General features: G+C 57.5%; 10 protein-coding genes and 1 pseudogene. 4 read left to right on the forward strand and 7 right to left on the reverse strand.

Annotated features, from left to right (window positions below):
- Positions 1-17: 17 nt before the first annotated feature.
- Together KW825_RS08945 and KW825_RS08950 are read left to right on the forward strand one after the other, a co-directional pair.
- Complete coding sequence (locus KW825_RS08945) at positions 18-1,409, forward strand: MFS transporter (protein ID WP_218328970.1); 1,392 nt, start codon at positions 18-20, stop codon at positions 1,407-1,409.
- Between the two features lie 157 nt (positions 1,410-1,566).
- Positions 1,567-2,373 (forward strand): outer membrane protein OmpK, encoded by an 807-nt coding sequence (locus KW825_RS08950; protein WP_033132094.1) that lies wholly within the window; start codon positions 1,567-1,569, stop codon positions 2,371-2,373.
- Positions 2,374-2,505: 132 nt separating this feature from the next.
- Here KW825_RS08950 and KW825_RS08955 read toward each other — a convergent pair whose 3' ends face one another.
- Positions 2,506-2,988, reverse strand: a complete 483-nt coding sequence (locus KW825_RS08955; RefSeq protein ID WP_033132093.1) for a YajQ family cyclic di-GMP-binding protein — start codon at positions 2,986-2,988, stop codon at positions 2,506-2,508.
- Between the two features lie 202 nt (positions 2,989-3,190).
- On the opposite strand from KW825_RS08955, the gene KW825_RS08960 reads away from it, so the two are divergent.
- Positions 3,191-4,138: a ketopantoate reductase family protein gene (locus tag KW825_RS08960; RefSeq protein ID WP_218328971.1), complete on the forward strand. Its 948-nt coding sequence runs from the start codon at positions 3,191-3,193 to the stop codon at positions 4,136-4,138.
- Between the two features lie 33 nt (positions 4,139-4,171).
- Positions 4,172-4,732 carry a DJ-1 family glyoxalase III gene (locus KW825_RS08965; protein ID WP_218328972.1) on the forward strand — a complete coding sequence of 187 codons (561 nt, stop codon included), beginning with the start codon at positions 4,172-4,174 and terminating at the stop codon, positions 4,730-4,732.
- 24 nt (positions 4,733-4,756) lie between these two features.
- Here the strand turns inward: KW825_RS08965 and KW825_RS08970 are convergent, their stop codons facing one another.
- The 6 genes and pseudogenes from KW825_RS08970 to KW825_RS08995 all read right to left on the reverse strand — a co-directional run.
- The gene (locus tag KW825_RS08970; RefSeq protein WP_218328973.1) at positions 4,757-5,440 is read right to left on the reverse strand and encodes a DUF2931 family protein; all 684 of its coding nucleotides are present in this window, start codon (positions 5,438-5,440) and stop codon (positions 4,757-4,759) included.
- 422 nt (positions 5,441-5,862) lie between these two features.
- Positions 5,863-6,550, reverse strand: a pseudogene (locus KW825_RS08975) (DUF2931 family protein).
- Positions 6,551-6,801: 251 nt separating this feature from the next.
- Positions 6,802-8,490: a DUF2235 domain-containing protein gene (locus tag KW825_RS08980; protein ID WP_218328974.1), complete on the reverse strand. Its 1,689-nt coding sequence runs from the start codon at positions 8,488-8,490 to the stop codon at positions 6,802-6,804.
- Positions 8,487-9,005, reverse strand: coding sequence for a DUF3304 domain-containing protein (locus tag KW825_RS08985; RefSeq protein WP_218328975.1), 519 nt, complete (start codon positions 9,003-9,005; stop codon positions 8,487-8,489). The genes KW825_RS08980 and KW825_RS08985 overlap by 4 nt, the downstream gene beginning before the upstream one ends.
- Complete coding sequence (locus KW825_RS08990; protein WP_218289813.1) at positions 9,002-9,727, reverse strand: DUF4123 domain-containing protein; 726 nt, start codon at positions 9,725-9,727, stop codon at positions 9,002-9,004. Before KW825_RS08990 ends, KW825_RS08985 begins: the two co-directional genes overlap by 4 nt.
- A gap of 1 nt (position 9,728) precedes the next feature.
- Positions 9,729-11,488 (reverse strand): type VI secretion system tip protein VgrG (locus tag KW825_RS08995; RefSeq protein ID WP_218328976.1); only part of this gene is annotated, 1,760 nt, incomplete at its 5' end.

Consider the following 11,488-nt stretch of genomic DNA (forward strand, 5'->3'; position numbering starts at 1 on the left):
CCAGAGGAGTCAGGCATTTGAACACTGTTCGCCCCCCGAGCCGCACAACAAGCTGGCGCGACTCTCTCGTCGTCTATCTGGAGAGGCGGGTTCTCACCCTGTTTGCCATGGGCTTCTCCTCCGGCCTGCCACTGCTGCTGGTGTTTGGCACCCTCTCGTTCTGGCTGCGTGAGGCCGATGTCAGCCTGACCGACATCGGTTACATGAGCTGGGTCGCGCTGGCCTACGGCTTTAAATGGATGTGGTCACCGCTGGTCGACCGGCTGCCGCTGCCGCTGCTCTCCCGATTGCTGGGGCGGCGGCGCAGCTGGATGCTGCTCTCCCAGCTGCTGATCGCTCTCTCCCTGGTGGGCATGGCCTACTGCGATCCCAAGACCCAGCTCGCCCAGCTCGCCCTGTTTGCCCTGCTGGTGGCGTTTTGCTCCGCCACCCAGGACATCGTCATCGACGCCTATCGCATCGAGTCGGCCCCTGAGCGGTTGCAGGCGGCCATGGCGGCCTCCTACATGACGGGGTACCGGCTGGCGATGATCATGGCGGGGGCCGGCGCGCTGGCGCTGGCGGCCTGGCTCGGCAGCAACAGCGGCTACGACTACCGCGGCTGGCAGCTCACCTACCTGCTGATGGCGGGAATGATGTCCCTTGGCATCATCACCACCCTGCTCAGTCATGAGCCCGATATCGATGTGAAGCGTCAGGATGAACAGCAGGCGATGCGCAAGACGCTGCTGCTCGGTCAGGGCTGGCCGCGTCCGTTGGCGGGTTTGGGGGCCTGGATCTACGAGGCGATCTGGTGCCCCTTCGCCGATTTCTTCTGCCGATACGGCGGCTCCGCCCTGCTGATCCTCGGGCTCATCGCCTGTTATCGCATCTCGGATGTGGTGATGGGGGTGATGTCCAACAGCTTCTACGTGGATCTGCAGTTCAGCAAGACGGAGGTGGCCACCATTACCAAGGTGTATGGCGTCATCATGACGCTGGTGGGCGCCGCGCTGGGGGGCGTGCTGGTGATGCGCTTCGGCACCCTGCGCATCCTGTTTCTCGGCGCCGTGCTCACCGCCAGCACCAACCTGCTGTTTGCGCTGCTCAATCAGGTCGGCCACAACCTGGAGCTGCTGACCCTGATCATCTCGCTGGACAACCTCAGCGCCGGGATAGCCACGGCAGCCTTCGTGACCTACCTGTCGAGCCTGACCAACGTCGCCTTCTCGGCGACCCAGTATGCGCTGTTCAGCTCAATCATGTTGCTGTTGCCCAAGCTGCTGGCCGGTTTTTCCGGCCACTTCGTCGAGTTGTTTGGCTACAGCAGCTTCTTCATCGGCACCAGCCTGCTCGGCATCCCGGTGATGGTGCTGATCATAATGGTATCCAAACGAAACAAGCACTTGTCTTCGAAAGCGAACAAATAGCAAGCGTTTGCGCCAATGAGGGGGTGATTAGATTCACAATTCCTGACAAAGTTCCCTGGCTCTTGTTTATCCGCTGAATTTATTTGGCTAGAATCCCTCCCGCTCCTTGTGGGCAGGCTACGGAAAACCTCAACTAAATACACAAGAGACCAATAAAATGGCCAAATTTACCAAGACTCTGATCGCTGCCGGTCTGCTGGCTGCCTCCGCCACCCCGGCTTTTGCTGCCGATTACAGCGGTGACATCCATAAGAACGACTACAAGTGGTTCCAGTTCAACGTGATGCACACCATCGATCAGATGCCCTACAGCGAATCTGAAGGTGGTTACAACGATACCTACTTCGAAATGGAGTTTGGTGGCCGCTCTGGTATCTTCGATCTGTACGGTTATGTCGACGTCTTCGACATCTTCCAGAACAACAGCGACGACAAGCACAACCAAGACAACCTGTTCATCAAGTTTGCACCGCGTATCTCCATCGACGGCATGACCGGCAAAGATCTCTCCTTCGGCCCGGTGCAAGAACTGTACATCGCCAACCTGATCAACGTGGGTGGTCCGGATGGTCTGTTTGAAGCCATGACCGGTCTGGGTGCCGACGTACAGGTGCCTTGGTTCGGCAAGGTTGGCATGAACCTGTATGCCCGTCACGTCAACGAAGGCAGCGGCGAGCAGGGCTGGAACGGCTATCAGTTCTCCATGAACTGGTTCAAGCCTTTCTACACCTTCTCCAACGGCAGCTTCATCGCGTATCAGGGTTACCTGGATCACCTGTTTGATGCCAAGGACACCTCCACCGACGGTACCGCCATGTTCAACGGCCTGTACTGGCACTCCGACCGCTACGCCGTCGGTTACGGCCTGAAGTACTTCAACGACATCTATGGCATCCAGAACGGCTCCTACGGCCTGAAGACCACAGGTTTCGGTCACTACTTCTCCGTTACCTACAAGTTCTAATCGAACACGTATCGCGGACACAAAAAACCGGAGCAGCTGCTCCGGTTTTTTTATGGCTCGACCATCGACGGTCTTGCCATCGAACGTCTTGCCATTGAACAAGGGGGAGGGCCGAACCCTCCCCGCCTGCGATCAATCGCGGAAATTCTGGAACTGCATCGGCTGGCCCAGCTCGGCCCCGCGTACCAGTGCCATGGCCTCCTGCAGATCGTCACGCTTCTTGCCCGTGACACGCACCTCGTCACCCTGGATGGCGACCTGCACCTTGATCTTGGAATCCTTGATCAGCTTCACCAGCTTCTTGGCGATCTCCTTCTCGATCCCCTGCTTGAACTTGACGTTCAGGTGGAAGCGTTTGCCGGAGTGAACGCTGTCACCCACGTCGATGGAATTGCCTTCGATGTTGCGCTTGAGCAGGGCTCCGCGCAGGATCTCGACCATCTGCTTGAGCTGGAAATCGGCATCGGCCTCCAGCTTGACTTCTTCTTTGTTCAATTCGAAGCTGGCTTCAACACCACGAAAATCGAAACGGGTCGCCAGTTCACGATTGGCGTTATCGACGGCGTTCAACACCTCGTTCATTTTGACTTCAGAGACAATATCGAATGACGGCATGTCAGGGCTCCTCAAGTTGCGCTTATAGGGGGGCAAATCTACCAGAAAACCGGCAAATTTGCTGATTTCGATGGGGCTGCTCTGCTAGAATCCCCTGCGCACAGGAATGGCGAGACCCGTTAGTGTCCGCCATGCGACATCTTCACTTATCCCCGGCAGGTGGTTGTTCGGAACGCGACCCCTACCTTGATTGAGCCTCTCCATGCCAAGCGGATTACGCGATTTAAACCTTAAAAACAGCCGACAGCCCTCCTCCCCCCAATGGTCACTGCTGGGCTGTGGTGCCCTGGGTGGCGTGTTCGCATCCCTGTTGACCCTGAGCGGCCAATCGACCCGCGTCTTGCTGCGCGATCGGCACCGCTCCACCCTGCACCCCGGCATCGATTTCACCTCGCTGGAAGGCCATACCCAGCTGATCGCCATCGAGCGGGGCTTCGTCAGTCAGCCCGGCCAGATCAAGCGGCTGCTGGTGATGACCAAGGCTGGCCAGGTGGTGTCGGCCCTGACCCCGCTGGTGGGCAAGCTGGCGGCAGGCATCCCCATCATCTTGCTGCACAATGGCATGGGCATCGCCGAGCAGGTGGTGCAGCTGTTCCCGCACAACCCGGTGATCGCCGGCGTCACCAGCCACGGCGCCATGCAGAACGGTCACTTCGTGTTCCGCCATACCGGCAAGGGTGAGACCTGGCTAGGCCCGGTCAACGAGGCCGCCAAGGCCCACGCCGGCCTGGCGGACGAGCTCGCCGCCGCCCTCGGCCAGGCCGGTTGGGATGAGCACATCCTGGCCCGCCAGTGGCAGAAGCTCGCCATCAACTGCGCCATCAATCCGCTGACCGCACTGTATAGACTCAAGAATGGCGATCTGACCGGCCCCCGCTTCGCCGACGCCCTGCAGCAGATCTGCGTGGAAGTGGCGGACGTGATGCAGGCCGAAGGCCAGCCCACCAGTGCCGAAGAACTATTGCGCCGCGCCATGATGGTGGTGGAGCTCACCGCCGACAATTACTCTTCCATGTATCAGGACATGGAGTTGGGCCGCGAGACCGAGATCGAGGCCATCACCGGCTTCCTGCTGGCCAGAGCCGCCCAGCACGGCATCGCGGTGCCGGTCAATCAGGGCCTCTATCAGGCCATCAAAGAGAAGAGCTGAGCCCGGCTGGATAGCCGGCAGAAGGAGTGACAGATGAGCGTACTGGTATTGGTAGCCCCGGGTTCGGAAGAGATCGAGACCGTCGCCATCGTCGACACCCTGGTGCGGGCCCGCATCGAGGTGTTGCTCGCCTCCTGCTGCCCGGCGGGTCTTCGCCAGATCCGCGCCTCCCGCGGGGTGCAACTGGTCGCCGACTGCCACATCGACGAGCTGGCCAGCCGTGACTTCGAGGCCATAGTCGTGCCGGGCGGCCTGCCCGGCAGCGAGGCGATCCGCGATACGCCGCTCGCCATCGACCTGCTCAGGGAGCAGGCGGCGCTCGGCCGCTGGCGGGCGGCCATTTGCGCCGCCCCCGTGGTGGTATTGCAACATCACCATCTGCTGGGAGACGCCAGCGTCACCTGTCACCCGGCTTTTCAGGCCCGGCTGCCCGTCGGCCAGCTCAGCACGGCGCGGGTCGTGCGGGATGATGCCCATCGTCTCATCACCAGCCAGGGACCCGGCACCGCCATCGAGTTTGCCCTCGAGATAGTCCGAGTGCTGCGCGGCGACGAGGCCGCCCTCTCAGTCGCCGGCCCCATGGTGATGCCATAAAGCGAAGGTTGTGAACGCGGCTGGCTAGTTGACTGGCTCCAGATCTGTTCTGGGCTGTTTGGCGCGGTAGGCATCCATAATCGGAGCCCAGTCCATGCCCATCGGCACGGGATATTGCTTGAATAGCTCGCCATATTTTTTGTCGAAATCATCCATGCCATATTGGCGCGCCACAGAGACCTTTTTATCATACCAATCATCGGTCACCTCTTCGGCGATGCCACGGGCAAGCAGCTGGTCAGGCCTAATCCTGAATCCCTGTAACAACACTTCAAAATAACCACCAGGGGCTAACCCAAAATATAGCCAATGGCGACGCTCAACCTTTCCATCGACCATGTACTCTTGTCGTATCCATTTTTCCAGATCGGCGGGTAAATCTACCTTGATGCGATAGCGTTTACGATCGTGAAATGAAACCATCTCAATAATGGCTTTATCTGGTACAGGAGCCCCATTAGTCGGCCCACCATCTCCTCCACTCCAGTAGTATTTTTTTTGAATAATACGCTTTTCACTAGTCTCTGGCCCTCCCCCTCCGCCCGGATAACTCACGATCAAACGGTCATTGCGATAAAATTCAGCTTTACTAGTCCAAATCTCATCAATATTACTTCCGGTTCCATAAATCCAATAAATCGGCTGTACTGCATAAACCGCCAGAGACCACACAAGGTTACTCAGGATAAATAATTTATTTAATATCATTCCTTTTTGTTCCCTATCAATTCGCGCCTTTCCTTGCTGACTGTTGCCTCGTATTTATTGGTATTAGCTGGGTTAGCAATCCCTTGACTACTGGCGCTATGATGCAAATAATCACGACGCAGCGCGCGGTAATCAACGAGGGATAGTGAATAAGCCAAGTTTTCCACCACCTTTTGTTTTGTGGCTTATTGGATCCAAAGCTGATCCAGCGTAACCAGATTAACCACTGGTCGTTTAACGAGGTAGAGTCCGCACCTCATCCTATACGGTAAGATGTACCACCCCTTCGGCACAATCGGCCTTTAGATGGATATGGACATTATAGAATGAGATGACTATATAAAATAAACAGAGGCAGGAAACGTCCACAATAGAGCTATTGTTAACTCGTTGCTAGTGCCATAATTCAATATTCAAGCCTCTCAGTTGACCGGTTCTTGATCTGTTTTGGGCTGTTTGGCGCGGTAGGCATCCATAATGGATGCCCAGTCCATCCCGAGCGGCACAGGATATTGTTTGAATAACGCGCCATACTCCTTGTCGAAGTCGTCTATTCCATATTGGCGAGCTACCGAAACCTTTTTATCATACCAGTCGTCAGTCACCTCTTTGGCAATGCCACGGGTGAGCAACAGATCAGGGCTCAATTGCAGTCCCCCTCCGGTTAGCACGACCTCAAAATAACCACCGGGAGCTAGGCCGAAATAGAGGCGATTTCGGCGATCATAGCGCCCGTCAACTAAATAAGCTTGGCGCATCTGTTTTTCTAAATCTGCGGGTAAATTCACCTTGATGCGGTAACGCTTGCGATCATGAGATGAAACCATCTCGATCACGGCTTTATCGGGTACAGGCACGCCGTCCGTAGGCAGACCACCACCGCCAGCCCAGTAATAGTGCTGCCCTTTTATGCGATCGGCAAGCAAGCCGCCAGCCCCCCCCTCCAGCCAAGCGGTCGGCATAAACCAACTCGCCATCACGATAAAACTCTGTCTTGGTATTTGTAGTTCTATCGATATTGCTGCCGGTGCCATAACGCCAAGAAAAGGGCTTTAGCGGCGCCTCCATCGCGCAGGCCAGCAAGGGGCAGAGCATCCCCAGGATCCACATCCATCGCTTTATCATCATGATTCCTTGTTACCTATCAGCTCGCGTCTCTCCTTGCTGACAGTTGGTTCATGTCTATTTGTATTGGTAATATATTGGCTGCTGGCACGGCGGTGGGGATATATAAAAACCTTCCTTCTTCCTCATCAATATCAAAAATATTCTCAGTCTGCGGATGGCCTGTATGTGCTTATTACCCAGCAGACTCAACAATGCGGCCGACCAATTTTTATATGGCTGCATGCAACAGCCTCCTAACCTGGCTCAACGGCCTCAATGCCACGGGGAACGAAGAAATTGTTACTGCTAAGCATGGTGTTGGCCTGAGCGTCGAGGGTGGCGTGCATGAGCTCCTTCGAGCTGAAGTCATGCATGAAATAGTTGAAGAATGCATCAACAGTTGGTGGAGCTCGCATTGAGTCATTAAAAAACTTCACCCGCTTGGCAGCCTGTACCGTCTTGCTGTTGTAACGTTGCCACATCACGATGTCATCTGCATCCTTCCCTACCTGCTCAAGCCAGCCCCAACGCGCCTTGAGTTCAGCGCGTTCACTACCACGCGCCACTTCCAGACGAGCCTCGTAGTCGAACCGCTTTTCCCCCAGCCAGGTGCAGTAACAAGTCATATGGCGTTCAAAACCTGCCGGAGTCGGGTCGACTCGACCGGCCCACTGCTGGTAATAGTCGCTGAAATCCTGCACTGAGCGTCCCGCCAAGTTGTCCAGCATAACGAAGTAGCTCGCCACTTTGCGGGATGTTTTTTCCAACGACCGGAAGTTGGGGAAGGGCACCTGAGCCCGACGAGCGGTATCAAACATTTTTCTAAGCGGCACCCGGCAAAGCTCGGCACTGGGCCGCTGTTCGTTGGGCAGTAAGCCCCCAGTAACATCTTCGCTGATGCCAGGGCAGAGCTCCTCCCGCCAACCTGGCTTGAGCGGCCCAAGGGGTAGCAGGGGGCGATAGTCTCTCCGCTCGTGGGCGGCAACCAGATGAAGGGCTCGCTTGACGGCAGGATGGAGTGGCTTGTCATACTCGATCACCTTGGCCCCAGCCACCACGCCCAACGGCACGCCAGCCGGATTCTTGGTCAACAGACCTGCCCAGTCAGATACCTCCGCAACAGTGTCCCCCATATCGAGCAGGCTACGCCGTGAGCTGTCGAACAGACCAGCGAAGATCACCTCGACCTTGCTCTCCTCATAGCGGTACTCGTTGCCCACTTTGGTACAGACTGACTCCAGCAGCTCCTCGATAAAGCGGCGGGCAAGAGCCGCCCCCAAATCTGCCCCGAAGACCGATACCTGGATCAACTTGATGGGAAGCTTGTTCAGTTCTTTGGAAGCAGACACGCTCAGTTTGAACTTATTCTTGGCATAATCGACTCTGGCATCGACCCCGGTCATAAACAAGTCGGCGACCCACGGGAGATCCCGGATGGGGGCTATGGCCTCAACCAATGCTCGCTTGGCCGCATTTTTGGCCGCTGAGGCCGATGCCTCGAAACTGCTCTTCAGGGTCAGCATATCGCCGAGTTTATTGGTCAGAACCTTGCTCCAATCCCCTTTGACAGCTTCGACCACAGTTTCTTTAGCTTGATCTTTCAGATCGTCAAGGTAATCGCCAGCCAACGCCTGCTGCCTTGCATCCAGAATGCTGTCCAGTCGCTCAGCAGTGGTGTCATCAAGCTGCGTGCCCAAGCCAGGAATATAGACTTTGTCATAGGTATATGAAGATGTCAGTGCTGCGGTCATTTCCCTTGGATGTGCTCGAAACAGACGCCCTACATTGGTCAACCGCTGACTGTCCTCATCAACATTTATATTCCGCTGGCGACCATCGAAGAAGAAACCAATCTGCAATGCTAGAGAGCAGGTGCCAATACCTGCCTGATGGAGGCTCTCCTCACGAGCTATGCGGCATGCTAAATCATCCCTGTCGATCATCTTCCTTTCCTCGTACGGTAGGTGTCAACGATACTATCCATCTCTACAACGCAGCTATGGGCCCAGCGTACCATCGGGGTATTGTCAGGTAGCATCAATACACAGAAATCATCCTGCCCCTTTTCCCGTTTGGGCATGGGCAAAGTGACCGAGTGCTTTTCAAATTGGTAGCCTGCTTTCTCTTGCTCCTCGGTCATATCGAGTTCCCAATCGATCTTCACCGTGTCGCCGTCGATCCGATAGGGACCAGCACTACCACCGCCAGCATTTAATCCGTCAAACGCAAACGCATTACTGCCCATGTTACCGTTGACGTAGACGTAGCTGATGGGGCGGTCCATCACGGAAGCAACGTCGATAGAGGCCCCGCCATGACGCTCCTGCACCAGAAACGTCCATCCCAGCCAGAGCACCAGTACAATGGCACTCAGCCAGCGTCCCCAACGAGGCATCAAGTCCCACGCTGCCGTAGCCATCGTGGAGATAAATCGTGTCAGGCTTCTTTCTACTGTCATGCTTGTCTCTTTTGTTCTTCCAGGGCAGAACGCCCACCTTCCAGATAGGCCAATCCCCAGAGCATTAACTGAGCGTCGGTTGCCCCAGTTTGCTTGGCTTTGTCGAGCGCCTTGCGGACCATGGCCATCCTCTCACAAGGCGGAAACTGAGCGATGTTCTCCCCTGACTGCCAGAGAGCCAGCAGGCGATGGGCTTGCGGTGAGCCTTCCAGTGCCTGATAGAGTGCCGGGGTCAGTTGGAGCAACTCTGGTTCTGTCGGGGGGATAGACAAGACCAGCTCACGCCAGTTGCCATCGCACTCCCGCAGCCACCAACAGCTGATGCCGCCAAAGATACCGCCAAGCCAGGGCGCATTCTGCTGGTCAAGCAACAAGGGTAAGGCATCAGGTGTATAGAACCGCAACAACATACTGTACTTGCCACCCGGCTCTATTACCCTTGCCCCGAGCGCCAGTTGCTCTTGCAGGGCTTCCACTGGTCGCTCGCAGTCAATCAGCCCAACAACATGCCCTTGCTCGGCGAGTTCGGCAAGCAAGCCTGCATCCAGTTGTGAGCACAGCCAGAGCCAGGGGCCAAGATTGACCAGATCAAACAGGTCGTCGTGCAGATAGAGCGGCAAAAAACGCCCCTCATTCAGCCTCTCTCGCTGCTCGGCACTGAGATTGGCCGCTTCGAGAAGTGCTACCGTCTTTCCTTCACGCCAGATTGATTCAGGTAGCATCTTACTCTCCCTTCACCACGGCATCGCCCTGAGCCATGGCTCTCAGCATGCAAGGAATACAGACCGGCTTTTCAAGGGGCGGCATAGCCTTAAACAGCGGCGGCTTGGGTGGGGCTACGACCTCTACCGCACCGGGCAAGCTCGGCATCTGCCCACCCCAGCCGGAGCCAGCCCCCGGACTGCCACCCGAGTTCATCTTGATGGAGCCGCCGCTGAGGGTGACACCGCTCGGGTCGATTTTGACGAAGCTACCTCCCACTTTCAGGGTCAACTCGGAGCCCGCCTCCATCACTATTTTCATGCCCGCCTTGTGGTGCACCTCACTGCCCGCTTCCACCAGTAGGGATTGACCCAGCTTCTGGTGCATAGACGCATCCACGGTGAGCGAGTAATCAGCCTTGACCTGGTCCCGCTTCTCCCCCTCCACCGTCAGATGGTCATTGGCCTTGATGCGGGCCACCCGCTCATTGTCGATGTCGGTGTGCTGGTCATGCTTGATGTGCCAGGCCGCATCGTTCTCAATCAGCACGTTCAGGTCTTTCTGACCGTGAAGGTAAATCTCTTCCTGCCCCGCCTGGTCTTCGAAGCGCAGCTCGTTGAAGCCCTCGCCCTGGTGGGTCTCGGTGCGCAGCACGGTGCGGGTCTTGTTAGCCGGTAACTCGTAGGGGGGTCGGTTGGTGGCGTGGAAGGTGCGCCCGGTCACGATGGGCTGGTCCGGGTCCCCTTCCAGGAAGGAGACAATCACCTCGTGGCCGATGCGCGGGATGGCCAGCATGCCGTACTGGCCACCGGCCCAGCCCTGGCTCACCCGCACCCAGCAGGAGCTCTGGTCGTTACTGGAACCGTAGCGGTCCCAGGGGAACTGCAGCTTCACCCGGCCATGCTCGTCGCAGTAAATCTCCTCCCCCTCCGGCCCCACCACGGTGGCAATTTGCGGGCCGTCCACCATCGGCTTGTGGGGCGCCTCTGGGCTGCCGATGCGGGCACGCCAGCTGGTGCTGGCCTTCACCACCGCAAATTCGTTGTGGTAGACGGTGGGGCCGCTGCCGCCCTCCTCCTCCAGCGCCTGAGGCTGTTGGCCCACATGGCTGATGCGCACCACTTGCCAGTCGGTGTTCAAGCCACCGTTCGGGTGTTCGGTGAGGGCGAAGGTCTGACCCGGCAGCAGTGCCGCGCAGTTGGACTTGCCGCTGCCGGTCACCGCGTCATTGCGCAGCGCATCCAGCCGGTGCTGGGCAAAGGCCTTGCCACTCGGGTCCAGCTTGTAGCGGCCCGGGTAGTCGAAGTGCTGGTAGCTGCCCCGCTGGTGCTCAAGCTCGGCCCCCAGCTTCTTGTGAGACAGCCCATAGGCCGGGGTCTTGAAGCTGTAGTCTTTCAGCTCCACATCTGAGGGGCGCACCGCCTCCCGGTAGTGGAACTGGCGCACGTAGGGCCCCTGCTCCAGCGAACGGTTGCCCAGATTGAAGAACAGCTCGGGGCCGGCGGTCAGGGCCGCCGCATCGTCGGCAAAGACGATGCGGTGCTTGCCCTGCTCGAACTCGTGGAAGTAGAACAACCCCTCTTCGGCGGCCAGCCGGTTGACGAACGCGAGGTCCGTCTCCCGGTACTGCACGCAGTACTCCCGCTGGGCGTGCTCGTTTTTCAGCGCGAAGGCGTAGTCGGTGATGCCGTGCTCTTGCAGCAAGATGCTGAGGATTTCATCGGGCTTCTGGGCCTGGAACATGCGGGAGTTCTGGCGCAAGGAGAGCCGCCACAGCGCCG

The sequence above is a fragment of the Aeromonas sp. sif2433 genome (genome assembly GCF_019218705.1).
GTDB lineage: Bacteria > Pseudomonadota > Gammaproteobacteria > Enterobacterales > Aeromonadaceae > Aeromonas > Aeromonas encheleia.

Excerpts from the sequence above, each read along its gene's own strand:
- KW825_RS08950 (WP_033132094.1), top strand. The coding sequence starts at position 1,567 with ATGGCCAAATTTACCAAGACTCTGATCGCTGCCGGTCTGCTGGCTGCC.
- KW825_RS08955 (WP_033132093.1), bottom strand. The coding sequence starts at position 2,988 with ATGCCGTCATTCGATATTGTCTCTGAAGTCAAAATGAACGAGGTGTTG.
- KW825_RS08960 (WP_218328971.1), top strand. The coding sequence starts at position 3,191 with ATGCCAAGCGGATTACGCGATTTAAACCTTAAAAACAGCCGACAGCCC.
- KW825_RS08965 (WP_218328972.1), top strand. The coding sequence starts at position 4,172 with ATGAGCGTACTGGTATTGGTAGCCCCGGGTTCGGAAGAGATCGAGACC.
- KW825_RS08970 (WP_218328973.1), bottom strand. The coding sequence starts at position 5,440 with ATGATATTAAATAAATTATTTATCCTGAGTAACCTTGTGTGGTCTCTG.
- KW825_RS08980 (WP_218328974.1), bottom strand. The coding sequence starts at position 8,490 with ATGATCGACAGGGATGATTTAGCATGCCGCATAGCTCGTGAGGAGAGC.
- KW825_RS08985 (WP_218328975.1), bottom strand. The coding sequence starts at position 9,005 with ATGACAGTAGAAAGAAGCCTGACACGATTTATCTCCACGATGGCTACG.
- KW825_RS08990 (WP_218289813.1), bottom strand. The coding sequence starts at position 9,727 with ATGCTACCTGAATCAATCTGGCGTGAAGGAAAGACGGTAGCACTTCTC.